A 21,648-nucleotide genomic window follows, 5' to 3' on the forward strand; every position below is an offset into this window, starting at 1 on the left:
TAATCTTCTAGAATGCTGAAATCCTATTAACTGATTAGTCTTAAACAGTAACAGGATAGAAAGTGGTTAATCATAATTTGCATGCGAACTCTTAATTAAATATCCAAGAGGCAAGAATCGAAATCAAATATATAAATACTAAATCGATTTAACAACCCTTAAATGGCTATTTTAATATTTTTAACTGATTTTATCCCCGTAAAAACGTTAGAAAGCGTAGACGCTTGTACGAATAAAATACAAACAGTCTACGCGTTGAGAATAACTCTGGGCATGCACCCAAGTCGGGTGCATAACATCTTAAAAAGTTATTTTTGAATTAAGAGTTTGGATACATATTTATTATTAACTGTAACGATATAAATCCCAGTAGAAATTGAAGCAGGAAAAATAACTTCGATCTGACCCACGGCATCTTTTACGAAATCTCTTAAAAGCATCAATCGTCCGCTCATGTCCATTACTTTGACAGTCAAGTTCTGGTTAAGTAGTTCCGAGCCAACATTGATAAAAAAGCTGCTTCCTGAAACTGGGTTAGGATAAAGACTCATCGGTGTATCAGTATTTTGTTGTGGAAAGTCTAGAATAAGATCAGATTTAAATCTGCTCATTAAGTTTTGAGAACCGCCTCCCCATAACTGAAACCACATATCTTTTCCACTATCACTACTACCCTGAAAATACGTTCCATTCGCGTAGCTATTGCTGCTTGATTTCTCTACGTAAATCGCTTTTCCATTGCTTGCTGAGCACGACATATTAATGTAATAGGTCGTTCCTGCTGTTAGCGGCCCAATAGCAGAAGGAAAAGTTATGGTATACGTCATAAAAGAACTGCCCGAACTGGTATTGGTTATGGCAGAAGGGGAAACAGATACACTGCTTCCGGAAATGGCTCCGCTGTTTCTGCCGGTTCCAATGTTCACCAGAAAATCAGCATTAGGCAGATCGGTTTCCCGTGACAGATGCAAAACCAGCTTTTTAACATAGTAAGCTGCCTGACCTGTTGTTCCGTTCTTAAAGGACTGGGAGCCAGTCTGACCATTTTTAATATCTGCTTTATCGCCCGTTGATGTATTCTGTTGCAGGATAGTAGAAGGTACTGTAGCAACCGGAGTAGCGCTTACCTGGCTGGAGTTTGCTCCTTCGCCTGCAGCACTGACTGCTGATACGACAAAGTAATAAAGCGTTCCGTTGGTTAAACCGGTATTGGTATAACTGGTAGCGGTTACACCGGTAGCTACGGTGGTGTACGGGCCTTCCGTAAAAGTTGCTCTTTTTACATTGTAACTGGTAGCTCCGGAGGATGCTATCCAGCCCAAGGCTACTTCGGCATTGCCTGCTGTAGCTGTAAGGCCGGTTGGCGCTGCCGGTGGCGGAGTTGCCAGTGGTGTGGCACTTACCTGGGCTGAGTTGGTTCCTTCTCCTGCCGCACTTACTGCTGATACGACAAAGTAATAAACCGTTCCATTGGTTAACCCCGTATTGGTATAAGTTGTGGTGGTTACACCGGTCGCTATGGTTGTGTATGGACCGCCTGTAACAGTGGCTCTTTTTACATTATAGCTTGTTGCTCCGGTGGATGCTGTCCAGCTCAAGGCTACCTGGACATTGCCTGCTGTGGCCGTCAGACCGGTTGGTGCTGCCGGTGGCGGGGTTGCCTGTGGTGTAGCACTTACCTGGGCAGAGTTTGCTCCCTCCCCTACTCCATTTACCGCAGATACTACATAATAATAAGGCGTACCATTAGTTAAACCAGTATTGGTATAGTTGGCAGCAGTTACCCCGGTGACTACGGTTGTGTACGGGCCGCCAGTAGTGGTTGCTCTTTTTACATTGTAGCTGGTGGCTCCGGATACGGCCGTCCAGCTTAAGGCTGCCTGGGTATCGCCAGCAGTGGCTGTAAGGCCTGTTGGTGCGGCTGGTAATACAGGTGCTGCGCCATCCCATACTCTGAAGCTACTAATATGTCCTATCTGGCCAGAAGCTGCCCCAGAAACACCGAAACCAGCGAAATTTGTGTTGGCAGTCGAGAATATGGTAGTAGTTGACCAGTCATACGTTACCCCATCTAACAAGAAATCAAAGATATCTCCAGTTGAAGTGTTAATGGTGTATGACATGGAATGTTGTTGTGTTCCTCCAACCCAGGTTCCGTTATACGGAAGAGTTTGAACTGGAGTACCGGTAGTAGAATTGCTGCCGTTCCAAAGTTGAAGCGTACCATCCATGTTAACAAAAACACCTCGCATATTCGCGAATGAATCGCCTGAGGACGCAATTGATGACCAAAAACCGAGATAAACTCCCCGTCCGGGCCGTAAAGGCACATTGTTACCCAGCGTACCTTCATCAAAGGTTGCCGAGATCTTAATCAAAGAGGGCTTAACATAAGCTCCGGCACTGGCAATACTAATAACCTCACCCATATTCATTGTCAAAATGGCTGTGCCACCACTTACGGAATTGACTTGTGTATTCACGGAAGTCGTAACTTGATATACACGCCCCTCTATAGTTGCCTCTTCAGGAGTACGGCCGGTTACGGTAGCAGAACTTGTTGTAAAATTGTCTAAGATTAAACTTACTTCAGTAGTCGGAGTTGCACTCTTTTGGGTAGAGTTGCCTCCTTCACCAGCTGCACTTACTGCTGAAACCACGTAAAAATATGTTGTACCATTAGTCAAACCAGTATTTGTGTAGTTAGTTGCAGTAACACCTGTAGCTATAGAAGTGTATGGTCCACCGCTAACGGCTGAACGCTTTACATTATACGTTGCTGCACCAGTAGATGCTGTCCAATTTAATGTTACCTGCGCATTTCCAGCTGACGATGTTAAACTAACTGGTGCTGCCGGAGGCTGTGCTGCACTCATTGCCAGATTTATTTTATTCAGATTATAAGCACTGGCACTACCTGATACATATACCCGCATGCTTTGTACACCTGCTTCCAAGAGTACTCCCGAAGCTACAGTAAAGTCTTTCCAATCCTGCAAGCCAGTTGAACTGGCACCTCCAAAAGGAACAGCCACATCGCCCGTTTTATTTATACCGGCAAAATCAAACCGTACTGACCCGTTGGCATTAGCAGAACCATATCTGATCGTTATATCATAATTTCCCGTAGTGGGGACGTTAATTGTATAGTTGAGCCATTCTCCAGGCTCCATGACAGCCACGTTAAAACCTCCCTCTGCACAGGTTTCCACATCCACCCCTTCAACAGTTCTGTACTGTGATCCGGTATTGGTTGACGTAAGATCATGGTAAGACTTCGCTTCACCATTACCGGCGAAGTAATCATAATCCTCCGCCTCAATAGTACCAGGCAGTACATTCATCCGAAATACAGGTTTTCCCCCTGAAAAATAACAGGGATCTCCGGCAGACAGAGCCGGCCTGCGGTAAGCTAACCCGCCCCATCCCGGATGATCCATCTCAAAACCGCCCTGTTCATATCCAAATTCTGCTTCTGATATTTCCTGTCCTCTTTTTAGCCATTTTACATCGGTTTCTGCTAATCCTAAACGTCCCTGGTAATGCGCTAGAGCCTGCTCATGTATAGGAGATGTGTTAGACTTCTGATTTTCGCCTCTAGTAAGCCTCGTTAAGTCATTTCCATTCCATGGATTTATCTTCTTAGAAAACCACCGTCCGCTTCGGTCTCTTATCTGAATAAACTCACCAGAGGCTACTGTAGGCTCCCATGGAGCCGGCTGATCCGGAAAAGTATAGTTATAAGACAAATTGTATCTTAATGAATATTCCAATCCCAATAATATTCTATTATTCAAAGTTCCATACAAATCATCGCCCTGATTCCAGGCTATTTCACCTATCGAAGAGAGCAAGCCAACTCCTCCAAATGCATGACTCTGGTCACGGGAGCTTTCCTGGCATTGGCCGTTTTCAAAAACATAATTTGAAATCAATTCATTATAACCATAATCCGGTATAGTAGTGCTTTCCCCGGTACGGGTATATTCATCATAATATTCATTGGATGCTGCAGCATTCGGGGTTGCATTTACAATAGGCGGTCCCGATGGATAGGGAAGATCATCTGCACGGTGCGGCAATCCCTGCAGGTAACGTAGCGCCCGGTCATACATGACTTTATTATCCAGAAATATACCCATTGCCATAAGACTTCTCATGGCAAACAAACCCTGATTGCCGTGGCGTCCCGAATCCCCGTTATACATATACCAATAAAACGTGGCATCCTTGCTAGCGATAGCCGCTGACGGAACAGTGGTGGTTGAATATCCCGGATAAACCAGCATAGCTTTAAAACGATCCATATCTGCCTGAGCCCAGCCCGTATAGGTAGTTTTAATAATCTCGGCTGCCTCCAAGAACTTCCAGATGGCCCTGCCTGCCTGAAGTGCTTTTGTGCCATCATCATTAAACCTGGTAATATTTGACCATGCATTAAAAATCTCAACTGCCTTTTGCGCATGTCGGGTATCTCCGGTGATGTACCACATCAGGGCATTGTAATAAGCTGCAAGTCCATCGAATTTAACTTTATTATACTCGGCTGCAATAACCCCATCAATTACGGTATTGGCGCTTGCGCCTTTCACAATGTAATTATAACTGGCGTATTGATTTGCTGATAAAGTTGTAAACGATGTTTTCCAGGGCTCGATCCCTGCCTGCACCATATATTTCATACGCTCAAGATCAGACTTCTTGTGGGAAATTCCCGGATGAGCAAAATCCTGTGCGGATGAAATCACGGGTACGGCCATTAACATCACTGTTAAAGTTATACAGAGTGTAAAAATCTTTTTCATTTAATTTTAATTAGGATTAATAATTAGTTAGTGCATTCCCTTATGGCATTTAAGGATTCCGGACCTTGTCCGTTCCCGGATATATTTCATACCGCTTAACGTTATCAAACAATCTGCCTTTTTTGCTTTTTCTTTATTTCATTAGAAAAGAATTAATTATGGACTTATTTTTATTAATCCCTGCGGGTAAAGTCGAGCTTTAACAACAGGCGGGGTACGCAGAAAGGAATAGATAGAATGTGTGGAAACTTGAGTTAAGAATATTTGAGAAGTCAAATTGGGTGGACGTAAATATTTCACAAAGCCGCACCGAGGCATTTGCTGAGAACTTAAATAATACAGAGCAAAAACTTCTATGGCCTTTGCAGTGAAATATGAAGTTCTTTTTTCAGAAAAGAAATGGAGTAATCTTTTCATTTGGTTATAATGGCTAACCGACTTAATACTAAATCGATTTAGTAAATGTATTGATTTTTTTGTCACTCTTACAAATAATTTTTATTTTATTTCAGATATTTAAATTTGGGGTAACTGATTAATCACGAAACAATGATGTCAGATCTTTGTCAGTGGACTTTCATAAAAGCCCGCTAGGTGTGACACGAACACTGGAAAACAAAGTTGGATAATATCTTTAAAATAAAGGCAAAGGAGGGGACGCATTAGCGCGTTCAAAAGACAATACGGTACTATGTTGCATTCCATTAAATTAATAGCAATAAGTTGGTTTATTGATAGCAGGCTATTAGAAATTAATGGTAAATAGAAACCTACGCCTAAACCTGTTTTAATCGGGAAACCTCGTTGATATGCTGATCATTGGCTTTACGTTTAGTACAAATGAAACTGTTGCTTTAGAAACATTTAAATGTTTAGCAATATCACCTATCGATATTTTTTATTCATTATCCTTACAAAAACCAGTATTAGCACTGTTTATACAAACCGACAAAACGTATAAAAGCAGGCGGTCTGGTGAAGAAACTATTGTAGCTGATTTCTAAATTATTTTTTTAGACCAGCCCAGGTTCCAGGTGTGCTACCCATATAAAGCTGAAGTGTTTTGCCTGCATTAATATCACTATGGTAGAAATAAAAGTGAATCAGAGGATTCACACCAAGTTTGGCAGATTGTATATATATGTTCCGATCTGATATATTACTTGCCAGTATAGTGAATTGCTTAGATTTATAATACTTTGGGTTCAGATGAATAACTGTTTTACTAAAAATTGGGCTGCCTATTTCATAAACCGGATCCTCCTCGCAACCTCCTGTCATTTGAAACAAGCCTATTTTCATTAATACATTTAACGCCCCCATTAACCCCTGATCTTCGTCCCCGTTATATCCAAATTGCGGAGATAAATCGCTGTAGGCGCTATCCAGAACCTCGCGGCTCCATTGCTGCGTTAGCCAGGGTGCACCTGCATGATTAAATATAAATACCGTCTGCATATTAGGTTGATTTGAATAATTCACCCAAGTACGCCGTTCCTTTCGAATTACATCCAGATTAAGCGGATGCTCACTTGCAAAGCGATAGGCCCGCGAATCAAGGAACTGCTGGTTCAGCTTTTTCACTGCCTGATCTTCACCTCCTAATAAATTAAACAATCCTTTCATATCGTGAGGAACGAACCAAGTATACTGGGCACCACTTGCCTCTTCAAATCCGTTATCATTTAGCAGGGGATCAAAAGGAGACTTCCATTTCCCGTTCCAATCTTTTGGAACCATATAACCCTCCTTTGCATTATAGAGGTTGCTGAAATTGCCAGAACGCTTTTTAAAGTATTGGTAATCTGCCTCCTTTTTAAGCGACTTGGCTAATTGTGCCAGGCACCAATCCTGGTAAGCGTTCTCTAAGGTAATGGCTGCGCCATCCTGATGCATACCATAAACTGTGTCTGATAAAGGATAAGGAACATAACCTCTTGCTATATATTCCTCAATGCCCCCCCCTCTCGCTGTGTTATGTTCATACCCCACTTTTCCCATCATTCCACCCGGCATATGATTTTTCTTTAAACCTTCATAAGCAAGATCGATATCAAACCCTCGAATGCCTTTAAACCATGCACTTACATAAAATGGGGTTGTTTGTGCCCCGGTCATCACAGCAGTATAATTACCGCCGGATGGCCCACGGGGAATAAGCCCTCCGTCTTTATAATACTGCAGAAAAGAGTTGCAAAAATCTTCAACAACTTCCGGGTAAACCAGCGACCATAACGTATTCAGCGTCCACTGAGCTCCCCAGAACGAATCTGAGTTATACATGTTAAACTTCGGCTTACCCTGAGCATTAAGAGCTACCTGTTTAATCAGGCGCTCATTACCTGTAAAGTCAGAATACTTCCCGTCCACATCATTTAACATCCGTCTGCCTTGTATCGCTTTCCAAAGGTCAGTGTAAAAGCGCCTTTGTTGTTTTAAAGTCCCGCCTTCAACGCTAATGCGACTTAACATGCTATTCCAGTGATTCGATGCCTGGGTCTTCACCTGGTCAAAGTTCCAAGCAGGAACTTCTGCTTTCCTGTTCTTTGCTGCCCCCGTTGCACTGGTAAAGGAAAGACCTACATTCATTGACACCTGTCTGCCTTTATTATCCAATTCCACAAGCATGGTCCCCCCTGCGCCTTTCCATTCTTTTAAACCTTCTGTAAGCTTGCCTTCCTGCAACAGGTAAATCTTTTTAACAGGATGATTGAATACAGCACTAAAATATACCGGTGCAACTTTTGGCCGTCTGCCTGTTTTGCCATTAATCATATATCCTCTTATCTCCGAAGCACTTACCTGTACAAATCCACCTTCAATTAATTCTGATGCTCCTAGTACGCCCTTTAATTGAAAAACAATACCTTGCTTTTCTCCTTCAGGAAAAGTATAACGATGTAAACCTACCCTGTTACTTGCTGTCAGTTCTGCTGTGATTCCGTATCGGTTAAGCACTACCGAGTGATATCCGGGTTTTACAACTTCTTTTTCATGTGAAAAGGGGGAAGAAAAATCGGAAAGAAGGGAGGTTAAGTTTGAAGTTTTAAATGTTACCGGCAGCACCGGAACTCCGGAAAGCTGCCATTCGTGGATATGGCTGAAGCACTTAATTGTATCGACATTATAACGATAACCGCCGTTCCAATCCCCATTTATCTGATTATCGGGAAATAAACTTACCATCCCGAAGGGCCTGCTTGCGGACGAGAAATAGAACCACCGGGAATTAGCCGCATCAAGTAAGGGATAAACAAGATCTACAGTTCTTGCAGTTTTAACCTGGCCATAAATATGCATACATGCACTAAGGAGTACAAGTATGAAAAATAAATTTCGTTTCATTTTATTTAATAATAAAGGTTCCTTTTAATCGAATGTCTTCGGATGAGCTTCCAATACGTACTTCAAACTGGCCGGGCTCAACAGTCCAGTTCATGTCTGCATCCAGTAAGCTGAGATGCTCAGGCTCGAGAGTAAACTTTACTACTTTCTTTTCTCCGGGCATTAAAGAGACACGCTCAAAGCCCCGTAATTGAGTGTCATACGTAATAACACTGCTAAGCATGTCTTTAAGATATAGCTGTACAACCTCATCACCCTTAACATTGCCTATATTGGCAATGTCTATGGTAATTACAATATTAGCTTCCGAAGCTTGCTCTTTTGGGGAAATAGTTAAATTACTGTATTGGAACGTAGTATAGCTCAGGCCGAAACCAAACGGGTATAGGGCCCCGTTCACGCTTGTCTTACCGGCTCCATTGGGACCTTCTGAAGGTTGATCCGCATGCGAGCCTGGTTTAAATGGGAAATTATATTCGATTTGCCCTATACTTTTAGGAAAGGTCATGCTTAATTTACCGCCCGGATTATAATCTCCAAACAAAGACTCTGCAATAGCTTTACCACCGGTATGTCCCGGGAACCAGGCTTCCAAAATTGCAGGGATGTTCTGATTTGCCCAATTAATAGTAAGAGGCTGACCATTGATCAAAACCAGTACCAGCGGTTTTCCGGTGGCAAGTTAGCGCTTCCAATAATTGCTGCTGCCGTCCGGGAAGGTCTAAGGAAGTTCGCGACAAACTTTCGCCAACGGTTTTATCATCTTCACCTAAAACAGCTACAATTACATCAGAGGACTTAGCTTTTTTCACTGCCTTTGCAATGCTCTCCTGCTCCTGCTGACTTAAAGCTGCGGGGATGATCTCGGTACTGGGCCATCCGGGATTAACTACGTCGCAACCTTCTTCGTATGTTACATTAACTGTATTCCCAACATAGGCTTGTATACCTTTTAAAACTGTGGTTACAGGATTATTAGATGGTCCGTAACGGCTTATTGCATATTTTTCCTCAGCTGCTAAGGGTCCTGTTACCAGGATATTTTTCAGCTTTCCCTTATTTAGCGGAAGAAGATTATTTTGATTTTTTAAGAGGACCAGAGATTCCCTGTTTATCTGGAGGGACAGCTCTTCGTCTTTAGTTGTATGTACAATCTTGTCCGCCCGTTTAGGATCATTATTTATAGGTGCATCAAAAAGTCCCACCAAAAACTTAACCCTTAACACATCACGAACTCGGTCGTCCACTGTTTTGATTGAAAGCTTTCCTTCTTTAACCAGTTCTCTGATGTTATTGATGTATGATGCCGGTGGATCGAAGTTAGTCCAAACGTTGAGGCCGGCTTTAATGGCTAGCCTTGTTGCGTCTTTAAAATCTTCAGCAACGTGATGCTTTTCATAAATATATTCTACCGCCCGGCTATCAGATACTACATAGCCTTTAAACCCATATTTTTCGCGTAAAAGTCCAGTTAAGAAGTAATGGCTAGCCGAAACCGGTACGCCATCCCAGTCGTTATAGCTGCTCATCACGCCAAGCGGGTGTGCTTCTTGAATTATCCTTTTAAATGGATACAGAAAGAGCTGATGCATTTCTCTCGGCGCAACATGCGGATCGGTACGGGCATTTCCATCACGCCCCCCTTTTGGAACACTGTAAACAGCAAAATGCTTAAGCGTAGAAGCTACTCCTTGACTTTGAACACCCAATGTCATTTGTTTTCCGAGTTCGGCTATATGAAAAGGATCTTCTCCGTAACACTCAACTACCCTGCCCCAGCGTGGATCACGGGCAGGATCAAGAATAGGGACATAAATATTGGTGTAGCCCAGAGCCTTCCCTTCACGACCTACCATTTCCCCGGCCTGCCTTACCAGTTGTTTGTTCCAGGTACTCCCTATTGAAATGGGTGCAGGTAAAGGTGTTGCCCTGTCGTGGCAAAGGCCGTGAATTCCTTCATTGGTAAAATCAACAGGTATCCCCAATCGGGTTTCTTCGATAAACCATTTTTGAAGGGTATTTATAGCGGTTGCATGTTTACTGAAAGGATATGAATATTGACTTTGCGCCCTTTTATTATTTGGCAGGCTGTTTAAACTCTCATCAATATTTGCGATACCATCTTTCCACACTTCCTTTTTCCAGCCCAGGGTTGGCATCTCGTCTTTCAATACCCGACCATACCCATATAAGGTGGCCATTTGGCACGACTTCTCTTCCAGTGTCATCTGGCTAAGAAGGTTCTCTACCCTTTTATCGACGGGCTGCGATGTATCTTCATAAACGTCAGTCTTCCCATTTTTATTAAAGTCGATCCAGCCTTTGTGGTAAATATTTTTTTGCTGTGCCCTTAAGGATATTGAACTTAGACAAAGAGCCAGCGCTATTATATTCATTATCTCTGTGCGTTTATTTTTTTTCATATCGTGACAATGCTTCCAAAAAATAATAATCAGCATAAATAATTGGCACATCCACTTCAGAATTAATGGGCTTATGACCAGTGCTATGCTTCAACAGAAAAAAGTTATTTGTACCTGCCTTAGCCAGATAGGCGTCAGAACAAAGGCTTATGAGATATTCCTTAGCTTTATTTAAGTAATTCTTCGCAGGTGCATACTTACTCAATTCTATCAATGCAGAAGCAGTAATGGCTGCTGCTGAAGCATCCCTCGGAGCATTCGGAATATCAGGGGCCTGAAAGTCCCAGTAAGGAATATGATCAGAAGTTTTATCGGTTTGCATGATAAAATAATCAGCTGCCTTAACCGCCTGATCTAAGTATCTTTTATCATGGGTCTCCCTGTATAAAGTAGTATATCCATAAACTCCCCATGCTTGTCCCCTTGCCCAGCATGACTCATCAGCATAGCCTTGATGGGTTATTCTTTTTAAAAGCTTACCCGTTTGAGGGTCGAAGTCAAGAACATGATAGCTGCTATTATCAGTCCTGAAACGATATTTGAGATCGGTGTCAGCATGCTGAACGGCGATTTTATAAAAAGTGGAGTCGCCGCTTTCTTTAGTTGCCCAAAACAAATATTCGAGATTCATTAAGTTATCTATGATGACCGGATAAGAGAAACTCGGATTATCCCAGGAACGGATAGCCCCTATCTGAGGTTTGAATCTTGAGGAGAGTGAACTTGCTCCTTGCAAGAGTACTTTTTTATAGGCGGGGTTCTGTGTTAATTGATAACCTGGACCATAAGAATCGAACAACATAAAGCCCAGATCATGGGTACGTGTATTCTTTTTTTGCTCTTCCAGACCCGCTGTCCATTTTTCAGCAGCATTTTTCCATTGCTTTTTCCCAGTAAATTCAAATAAACGCCATAGATTTCCTGGAAAAAATCCGCTGGTCCAATCCCTCGCCCCACTAACCCTTAGGCTGCCATCCGCATTAGTGCTCCTGGCAAATTTAGTGCTGTCGGGATACTTCTCCATGTAGGCCTTATAATGCTTTTCCACTATTTTGATCACCTTTTTAACCGGAATCTTATCCTGAGAAAAAGAGAAGTTAAAAGCAAAGGTTAATAAGGAGATTAAAATATATTTCATATATGTTAAAATCGATGTGTTTATGGTTCTTTGGGCAATAATATATAACTTAATTATCAACTCATTTTGCTTTCAATTGAACGGCAAAACCGCCTGATGCCTGTAACAGGAATGGGAGTATAGTTTTTCTATTTACCGTTTTTTTAGAGATCAATACTTTCTGCACATTTTCATTGTCCTGATAAATAGTAGCTTCATATTTCTTATTTCCATCGAGGAAATTCAGATCCAATTGAAGTGTTCTCGGTGTTTTATTGGTGATGCCCCCGATATACCAGTCGTTACCTTTGCGACGTGCGATAACAGCATATTCGCCGATTGCTCCATCCAGCACTTTTGTATCGTCCCAGGCAACTGGTACCTCTTTCCACAAAGCAAGCTCTGGGCGGCCATGGCATTCTTCATTAAGGGGCTCTCCCCAAAATAAAAACTGTCCAGGGCTATAAAAAATAATCGGAAGGGCTAAACGATGAGTCCAAGTGTTTTGCAAAGTGCTTCTGCAATAACCGGGAGTATAGTCCCCTGCCCCGATTGTATAGCGGGTGAAAGGAAGATTGGTATTATGGTTTGCATCAGGAGTATGCTCATTGCCCCTGATGCCTTCCTGCGACAACAAATTCGGATAAGTCCGGCTTAATCCAGTCGGGCGATACGCATCGTGAATATCAACCATTAAATGATGGTCCGCCGCTTTTTTTACCAGTGTGTCAACCCATTGCTGCCACTCCTGGTTTCCGACGTTGATGAATCCCGGTTTTATTCCTTTAATTCCCCATGCCTCGTATATGGGAAATATCTTGTCCATATACCGTTCAAGTCCCTGTCGATTTACATACAGAAAAATCCCTACACCTTTCGATTTACCATATGAAACTAATTCTTTCATATCCAAACCCGTATGGTCAGGTATTGGCCGCCCCGTGCCCGGATTAACTACATTTATAAATGATGGATCAGAATCTTCGCCGTTTGGCGGCCCGTACCAGCCCCAATCCAATATCACGTGATCGATCCCCTGCTTTTGAGCATAGTCAATATATTTTTTACCTCCATTGGTTGATAAAGTAATATCGCGAATCGCTTTACCCGGTTTGATCCATGAGGGATCGGTAATTTTTGAAGGAGCATTTAAGTTTAGCAATAGATAATTTTGCTCGAGCAGACCGCCTGGCTTATCTGCCAGTGTTATCATACGCCATGCAGTAACATAATTACCTTTCCCTTTTGCCTCACCTCTCAGCGTGATAGAAAGCGCATTTGGGTCTCCTCTTCTTCTGTTTCTTAAGGCTATTGACACCGAATCAAAAGGATTAGCTACAACAGTGGAGTTTTGCAGGTATGCCCGGGGATAATCACTGCTTCCTCCTTCCGCAATTGCGGCATAAATATTATCAGGAGTAAGAATGGTTAAGGGAAGCTCACAATCAGGTTTTACCGCAGAAACCAGAACCTTATTATAAAGCCCTTCGTGGCCATGCTCCGCCCAGACGTAAGTATTAGCCGGAAAAGCAAACTCAGTTACTTCCTTAACAATTGTAAAGTCTTTCATCGCCGGCTGGTCGGGAAATTCATACCTGAAAGCTATTCCCTCATTGTACGCCCGAAAAACTACTTTCAGGATCCGGTTAGGAAGGATTTTTTCCTGTAAAGTAATTTCCATCTGGTTATAATCATCCCGGTAAGTATCTCTTTCCCCGTAAACAGGTCTCCAGCTACCTCTTTGCTCTTTTCTTTTTATGTCAGTTACGTTGAAGAGAGAATAAAATGTAGCCTGTCCGGCAATGTGAAAACCCATTGCCGAAGGGCGCAGGAATTGCCTTCCTCTGTAAAACACCTGGTAGGCAGGCAGTGTAGGTTTCAGACTATCTACTGAAAACTGGATCACGATCCGCTTGTCGGGCGAAACCAGTTTCTGAGCTTGGACAGCTGGCAACAGATTGATTAAGACTAAACCAAGCAATAAAAGATGTTTTTCCATATATGTGTGTGGCGTTATTATATTTAATGAGAGAGTTGTATTCGGCGTTATTGCTTTTGCTGGCGAAGGCGGGAAACCACATACTGAGTATCGGTTTTGTGTCTTTCAACAAGTGTCTGCACCTCCCTTTTTATTCCCTCATAAAGGTTTCCAGCCCATGCTGTTGCTTTTATTTTATCAACTAAAAACCCCTTGTCTTTTTCTGCTGTAAAAATTCGCGGATGCAGTTGTGCAGAAAAATGGCTAGAATTAATCCTTTTCTCGTCTTGACAATGGGCCGGCTGAACGGAGACTAAATTAAACGATACGATTACAGGAAAAGAAATTCTATAGCTATTCTTTCTACCAAAGCGGCTCATAAGGTTACAATGTTTAGAACCAAATATATAATTTTCACTAAACCGATTTAGTAAAAATTATATTACAAATACCTGCCTTGCGGAGTACCCTCTCTCCTCGGGCTAACCAGTCCGTCTTCCATGATGTCACTCTTCAGATAACTTCGGATAAGCTTTAGTATGCGCCCGTAAGAAGTTGCGGTATCTCTGGTATTGATAAAAATCTGACCACACATACGGCCGTCACACCTTCGCTACATCAGTGACGCTGAAAACGACGTACCATTGAGACAGTAAGTGAGATGATTGGTCATAAGTCTCTCCGTACAACTCAAATCTATGCGAAGATTACAAAGAAAGAAACGAGCAATAACATGCTAGATCTGCAGGAATAACTATTTACAAGCGGAGGGCTTAGCCTCACCTTTTAGTGTTGAATTACGAATCATTAATTGTGTTGGTATAATAATGGTCTGCTTCTCCTGATGAAGTTCCGGATCAGAGAGATTGGTCAAGAGCAGGTTAATGATATTTTCCGAAATTTCTCTGAGAGGTTGTGCTACTGCCGTAATTGATGGGGTAAATAATCTAAAAAAATTACAATCATCAAATACTATTACACCTAAATCCTTAGGGATTTTTAATTTAAGATTTTGGATTGCTTCAAGTCCGGCTTCTGCGAGATAATTGGTGGAAAAAAAAACTGCATCAAGTTGTTTGTTCATTTTGAGAAACTGCTCTATCTCTTCCACCAATTTGTCTAACTCCTCATGATAGACTATTTTTTTAATAAAGCACTGAGCTTCATGCTCAGCTAAAGCGGTCATATACCCATCTAATCTCTGCTGCATTTGTATCTGCTCGGATGAGAGTGTAACAAACGCTACGTTCCTATGTCCACTATTGAAGAAATGATTAACGGCTCCATAAGTGCCTTTGTAATTATTTACTACGACATTATTGGTAGAAATAGAAGGAAAGAATCTGTCAAATAAAACTACCGGAAGATTAGCTGCTAAAAGTGATTTTATTTCTTCCTCAATCCCCAATGGAGGCGCTATAATATACCCGTCAACGTTTTGGGCACGGTAAATTTTTAAAAGTTCCTTCGTCTTTTTTGTGTCGTTTTCAGTACTGCTATAAATTATCTTGTATCCTTTTTTATGAGCACTCTCCTCAATCATCCTGGCAATACCCGAAAAAAAAGGATCGGAAACATCCTCAATCATTACAACTATGATATTTGATTTACCCGTGCTCAGTGCCCTTGCGAACTCATTTGGCTGATAACCTACTGCCTCTATATAATCAAGTATCCGCCTTTCGACAACGCTGCTTATACGTTTAGCCCGACCTTTGCCATTAATTACAAAGGAGACGGTAGTTTTAGAAACTTTTAAGGCAATCGCAATATCAGTAATAGACAATTTTTTTTCCATATATTTAAAGCTATACTTCACGTGCTCAGTGCTCTCAGAAGCATCTGAATTATTTGCTGATAATCTTATTCCTGAACTATAAATGGCCGTATAAAATCGGCTGAATAAAAAACAAGGAGGAGCTTAGGAAGTAATCATAGGGGGCAGGAACAATTTCGCAACACAATAAACCTAACTGATCAAAACCGCCGCTATTAGCGCCGAAATTACCTCCCCTACCTTCCTGGCTTTACCTTTTCGGCAAACTTCTGTGACCAAGTAGCTTTTACGCTCTTTACTTTTGCATAATGGTTGTAAATTAATTCGCATGATGGACGCAGCTCTCTACGGCCAACAGCCGAAATCGCTGTTTGTGTGATCTGTGCAGCACTGCAATTTGTATAGGAAAAAAAGGTACAGGCATTACTAAATCGGTTTAGTAAAGATAGAAACATTTCCCACTCTTTTGCAAAGTTTTTTTTATTTCAAAATATTTAAAATTGGAGATGACTCATTTCAGTCACCAAGCTATCATGACAGATCTTTTTTTATTGCATTCGAAAAGAGAATCTCCGAGGAGAGATTGAGCAGGGTTAAAACCCTGGCTTTACAATAGTGAGGCAAAAGACAATGAGCATTAACGCTTTCAAGATAATACTGCGCCTCCGTGTTGTTAGTAACATGAGTGTATTAATCAAAATTGAGTGGTATTAATCAAGTTTGAAAAAATGCAGCCTAGAAGAATTTTATAAGAGATGCCTTTTCAAAGAATCAGATGATCTTGGACGAGAAATTGTAAAAGAGTGAAAAGAGAGGGTGTCTTTTCCACACCCTCTCTTTCTTACCAGTTCGGATTATTTGGAACCAAATTTGGATTTAGTTGAATTTGCTGGGTTGGTATAGGTAGCAAGTAATTTTTTTGCTCCCATTTTCTAGAGCTTTCAATGATAAGGTTTCCTTCCGGATCTAAAGCGTAAGGGGCACTACCATTGGGCTGTTTCCACCTTGACTGAAATTCTGTTCCTGTCCATCTGATACCAAGCAGATTCATTGGCATTTCCACTTCAGCAGTTTTCCACCTTTTTAGATCATCAATTCGGAATCCTTCAAGATACAATTCAATATTTCTCTCTCTTCTAATCTCAGATCTCATATCCAAGCCATTGGCTGAAACAAAACCATTACTCAGCTTAGGCATTGTTTTGTTTACCCGGTTACGAACCAAATTTAAAGACTTGTCAAGGTCAGCATCTGAAATCAGCCCATTTCGTTCAAACTTGGCTTCAGCATAATTTAGAAGCACTTCAGCGTATCTAATCACTGGGTAATCATACCCTTCCTGATTATCATCTAAGCGTCTTTCCGTAGCCCATTTCTGATTTCCGTATCCGGTTACCGTATTTGTTGTAACATTATGGCGTCCTCTGGAACTTGCTCGGTCTGCTGCATCTCCCAGCCATGTGCTACGGGCTCCGGGATTTTCATTATCCCAATGGTAATTCCCATCAATTGTCATGTTATAACGCATACGGTTATCTCTGTTCAGAAATTCGGACCGGGCTGTTGCGTACCCCTGGAAAAGTGATGATTTTTCGATAGGCAAGCCATCCTGTAACAGATACATATTCGCGAATTTTCGGGTTAATGATGCTCCGAACATTGTATGGGTAACATTGTTCCTGATTTGACGAGAAGCGAAATCATAGCGATTTGCAAGAATATATTCTTTATTTGCAGATTTTGTTATCCCTGCAGGATTGGATTTCTGGTCCTCCAAAATAAATAAATACTTCTGTGCCGAATCTCCTAAAGCCACCGGAGCGAATAACTGGTAAAGATTACTGGTTATTACCGCATCGCTAGCGGCTATGGCTTTATCCAATAATAAATTATATCTATTGGCATCACCCTGCCGGAACTTAATCCAGGTTCCTTCATAAAGTGCAACTCTTCCTAAAAACGATTGGGCGGCACCTATACTAATCCTACCTTTATCTGCTGCCACTATCGCATTCTCCAGGTTAAGCACAGGAATAGCCTCCTCAAGATCTTTTATGATAAAATCAACCACTTCGTCGCGTGTGTTCCTAGGAGCTTGAAGTTCAGGCGATGTAGTGGTCAAAGGAGTCTTGATAATTGGCACTCCTCCATACTGTTGCAGCAAGTCGAAATACACATATGCCCTAAAAAATTTCGCCTCTGCTACATATTTAGCAATTTCGGAGGGAGCAGCATACTCGGAAGCTTTTACTAGCAGATAATTTATATTCCGGATCCGCGAATAAGAATTATTCCAGTTGTTATCAGAAGCACTTAAGGTATTAGTTCCGTTGCTGAATGCAGATTTATTTGCCTGAGTTAAAAAATCTGCACGTAATTCAGAATGAGGTCGTGTCCCATCGTCGTAAACCACATCTAAAAATGTGCGCTGATACGTATAAAACTCATTTGCAGCGAGTTTGAAATGATCGGCGGTTTTCCAATAATCTACGTCAGAGATCTCATTAATTGGCTCTAAGTCCGTAATTTTATTACAACTATAATTCGATAACACCAGTACAGCTGCAATTAAGGCTATGTTTATATAAAATATCTTTTTCATTGAACTAAGTTTTAGAGAACTAAAAAGTTACGTTTGCACCAAAAGTTATATAGCGATAGAATGGATAACGCCCACTAAAAGTGCCTATGTTATTATTATTAGGATCGCCTTCATTTGCGACTGTTCTAAGCGCTTCCGGATCCCATCCATCTTTTATATGGCTATTTTCCCACAAATCGTTTCCTGAAAAATACATGCGCATCCTTTGGATTTTAGCTTTATCTGTAATGGACTTAGGGATAGTGTATCCTATTACAAGATTCTTTAAACGCAGATATGAGGCATTTTCGATTACCCAGTCGGATGGGTGATAATTGTAGTTGTTTATGGCGCCAGTTGTAGAGATTCGTGGCAGATTAGCGTCTGTTCGAGTTGGTGTCCACCATTCATTATAAAAGGCATTATTTTGTGCCTGAAAGATTACCTGTGCCGGAATCCTCCAATTACCGGTTCTTGCTAATGCGCGTTTACCAACACCCTGAAAAATGATATTGAAGTCAAAACCTTTCCACTCGGCCCCGGCATTAAAAGAGTAAGAGTAACGCGGGTCATCAGTACCTAAAAATTTTGCATCTTCAGGAAAAGTAATTTTTCCGTCGCCATTTATATCGTTAAACATATTATCCCCCAGAGCCAGTCGTGCATTAGCCTGCGCGGTACTTGCACCACTGGGCATTCCGATGTTATTACCGGGTAATAAGAGTTTATATGCATCGAGCTGCTCCTGGGTTTGAATACGACCAGCATGTTCAAGGCCGAAATAAGAGTTAATCGGGTAACCTTCAACAGCACTATTGAAGCCCTGGTTGGCACTGGAAATCAGTTTCTGACCGCCAAAATTCACCAACTCATTTTTCGAATCTGATAAATTACCGCCAACATGATAACTTACTCCTCCAATCTGCTGTCTCCAATTGATTCCCAGCTCCCATCCTTTTGTTTCAAGTTCACCATTATTTCCTCTTGGTGCTGTAGCCCCGATAACCGCCGGAAATGTGCGGGCAATGAGCATGTTTTTATTCTGCTTTACAAAATAATCAAAGGTTCCGTAAAGCCGGTTTTTCAGCAAGCTGTAATCAAGTCCCAAATTTGCAGTTTGAACTTCCTCCCAGGTTCTGTCGAGTGCTACAAGATTTCCCGGAGCAACTCTTACAACCGGAGAAGTACCTATTATGGGGAAACCGCTTGCTGTTTGTCCTGTGGAGAAATTGAAATTTAAAAGCTGCAAATAATCATATAGATCAATGCCGCTTTGATTCCCGACTTTGCCCCAGGACGCCCGTACTTTCAGCTCATCAACAAAACTGATATTTTCCATAAATTTCTCTTCTGAAACTCTCCAGGCGCCTAAAAATCCGTAAAACAATTTCCAACGATCTTCTTTTGCGAATTTTGATGAACCGTCATAACGCGCATTTGTCTCAAAGAGATACTTGTTCTTATAAGAATAATTAAACCTACTGAAATACCCACTTAGGGCATAATGGTTTTGAGCCTCGATTGTTGTTCTTCCCGCAGCATCTGTTGCAGTGCTATTGCTTAATGAAGGTGGCACCCCAGCTACAACATCTAGAGTTCGCCCTAAAAAACGGTTTGTTTCATCCCGTTCATATTGAGCTCCGAGCATTGCTTTGAAATCGTGATCATTTTTAAAGACTTTTGCCCACTCTAAAAAGCCATTCAGATTATAGTAGGATTCTCTTCTAGCCCCACGCTGATAAGCATTTCTGGTGTTGTTTGTAGAAGTAATATTTGAAATAACTTGAGTTCCGCTGTAATCGTAGAAGGTAATCAGGTTTTCCTGAGTTCTATAGTCAGTATTATGAAAGTAATATCCTAGGGATCCAACAGCCTTAAGATTTTTTAAAACATTGTAGGTAAGATTAAAATTAGTATTAATTCTTGAATTATATTCCTTATTCTCACCACCTAAATCTGCAATATTATTAACAGTCGCATTCCCCAGGCCTGAACCCCACACATATGGTTTTCCGTTTATACTGTTTAAAGGAAGTCCAGGTTGAATACCGTTATTTAATATATTCCCTAAGCCGGTTGGCTGAAATATATTATTCATTTCCAGAGACAAATTACTTTCGACTTTGAACTTTGGGGTCACCTGGTAGTCATTAACCAGACGTAAGTTATACCGTTTATTTTCATTGTTTCCTACCTGCAATAAGCTTCCATCGTTTAGATAAGCTAAGGACACGCGATAACCAGCTTTCTCACCCCGCCCAGCAACACTCAATTGATGCTCCGAAGAAGTGGCATTCCCCCATAAAACATCCTGCATCGTTCCGGGAAAAAATACGAAATCTTTTACATCTGTGAAATTTGTACCATAACCCAAGGCCGTTGCTTCGGCTTTCGAAAGCCATGTTTTGTTATTTTGAACGGCATAAATGGCCATGTCTGCATAATTGTTCCAGATATCGGTTGAAGCAAATCCATCGGCAGTTCTGGCCTCTTTCATCATCGGCCCCCATCCGGCTATGTCTACCAGATGCGGTTGGAGGCCAATATTTTTTTTGGATGCAGCAAAGTTATAATCAATAACAGCTTTACCTGTTTTAGCTTTCTTTGTTGTGATTAGAACTACTCCGCCTGCAGCTCTGGCTCCATAAATCGATGCAGATGCATCTTTTAAGAATGATATACTTTCGATATCCGCCGGATTAAAAGAATTTAGTGCACCAAGATTTGGAATAGGTAATCCATCGACGATTACAAGGGGTTCGGTGCCATTTACAGAAGTTGCACCCCTAACCTGAAAATTCCAGTTTTCTCGCCCAGGTTGCGCAGAGCTTCTTGTAACAGTAACACCTGGAGCCTGCCCTTGCAATGCAGCTAAGGGACTGGCAATTGGCCCTCGATTTTCGAATGTTTTGGCACTAACCTGGGATACCGACCCGGTCAAGGTTGCCTTTCTTTGTGTTCCGTAACCTACCACCACAACTTCCTCAAGATTTCTACTATCTGACGTCAAAATTATATTAAGTGGGACTGACGAGGTTACTTCCCTTTCAATAGTAAGGTATCCTATATAAGAAATTTGCAATATTGCTCCATTGGAAGCATTTATACGAAATTCTCCGTTGATGTCCGTGACGGTCCCAATCGTGGAGCCTTTAACTTTTACGGAAGCACCAATAATCGCTTCCCGGGTTTCAGAGTCACTGACTTTCCCTGTTACAATTCCACTTTGCTGAGAATAAACCAAACTGGAAAATAAAGTAAAGCCGATGAACATTAAGGAAAAGATTTTACGTTGATTTAATGCAATAACGAGGTTCATATTTTTTAGGTTTAATTTAAAAATGCCAGGAAATCATTTTTTAAGATACCACCATTAAGTGCCGATTAAAAATGATTTTAAATAACCTGTTTTAAAATTTATAATCAAATATACAGCTCCTAAACCGATTTAGTAAATTTGATAAAACATTTATTTTTCTCTTAAAGAACAAAGGTATTTAGGGTTAATGTGTTATAAAAAAACTCTTTTTTTTATAATAATTTCAACAGATCCTCGATTATAGCAATAACGCTGCTACAGGCATTGAACATTATCAAGGCTATCAAACTACTTCCTTGTGGA

The 21,648-nt window shown here is 41.4% G+C and carries 11 protein-coding genes; all 11 read right to left on the reverse strand.

Annotation, left to right across the window (positions count from 1 at the left end; translation table 11 throughout):
• Positions 1–308 precede the first annotated feature (308 nt).
• A complete protein-coding gene (locus WG906_RS04550) occupies positions 309–4,805 on the reverse strand; it encodes a fibronectin type III domain-containing protein (protein WP_339991337.1) in 4,497 nt (1,498 codons plus the stop codon).
• Between the two features lie 787 nt (positions 4,806–5,592).
• The gene (locus WG906_RS19425) at positions 5,593–5,700 is read right to left on the reverse strand and encodes a LacI family DNA-binding transcriptional regulator (protein WP_431844460.1); all 108 of its coding nucleotides are present in this window, start codon (positions 5,698–5,700) and stop codon (positions 5,593–5,595) included.
• 110 nt (positions 5,701–5,810) lie between these two features.
• Complete coding sequence (locus WG906_RS04555; protein ID WP_339991338.1) at positions 5,811–8,150, reverse strand: GH92 family glycosyl hydrolase; 2,340 nt, start codon at positions 8,148–8,150, stop codon at positions 5,811–5,813.
• Between the two features lies 1 nt (position 8,151).
• A complete protein-coding gene (locus WG906_RS04560) occupies positions 8,152–8,802 on the reverse strand; it encodes a glycoside hydrolase family 3 C-terminal domain-containing protein (protein WP_339991339.1) in 651 nt (216 codons plus the stop codon).
• Positions 8,774–10,573: a glycoside hydrolase family 3 protein gene (locus WG906_RS04565; protein WP_339991340.1), complete on the reverse strand. Its 1,800-nt coding sequence runs from the start codon at positions 10,571–10,573 to the stop codon at positions 8,774–8,776. The genes WG906_RS04560 and WG906_RS04565 overlap by 29 nt, the downstream gene beginning before the upstream one ends.
• Positions 10,560–11,711 carry a glycoside hydrolase family 88 protein gene (locus tag WG906_RS04570; protein ID WP_339991341.1) on the reverse strand — a complete coding sequence of 384 codons (1,152 nt, stop codon included), beginning with the start codon at positions 11,709–11,711 and terminating at the stop codon, positions 10,560–10,562. Before WG906_RS04570 ends, WG906_RS04565 begins: the two co-directional genes overlap by 14 nt.
• Positions 11,712–11,772: 61 nt before the next feature.
• Entirely contained in the window at positions 11,773–13,689 is a 1,917-nt protein-coding gene (locus tag WG906_RS04575; RefSeq protein WP_339991342.1) for a glycoside hydrolase family 97 protein, read from the reverse strand.
• A 47-nt stretch (positions 13,690–13,736) separates the two neighbouring features.
• Positions 13,737–14,048, reverse strand: a complete 312-nt coding sequence (locus WG906_RS04580; protein ID WP_339991343.1) for a hypothetical protein — start codon at positions 14,046–14,048, stop codon at positions 13,737–13,739.
• Positions 14,049–14,422: 374 nt separating this feature from the next.
• On the reverse strand, positions 14,423–15,466 hold the full coding sequence (locus tag WG906_RS04585; RefSeq protein ID WP_339991344.1) for a LacI family DNA-binding transcriptional regulator: 1,044 nt from the start codon (positions 15,464–15,466) through the stop codon (positions 14,423–14,425).
• Positions 15,467–16,286: 820 nt separating this feature from the next.
• Entirely contained in the window at positions 16,287–18,047 is a 1,761-nt protein-coding gene (locus WG906_RS04590; protein WP_339991345.1) for a RagB/SusD family nutrient uptake outer membrane protein, read from the reverse strand.
• 19 nt (positions 18,048–18,066) lie between these two features.
• Entirely contained in the window at positions 18,067–21,345 is a 3,279-nt protein-coding gene (locus WG906_RS04595; RefSeq protein ID WP_339991346.1) for a SusC/RagA family TonB-linked outer membrane protein, read from the reverse strand.
• Between the last annotated feature and the right edge of the window lie 303 nt (positions 21,346–21,648).

Origin of the sequence: Pedobacter superstes (assembly GCF_037622515.1) — a bacterium.
Classification (GTDB): Bacteria; Bacteroidota; Bacteroidia; order Sphingobacteriales; family Sphingobacteriaceae; genus Paradesertivirga; species Paradesertivirga superstes.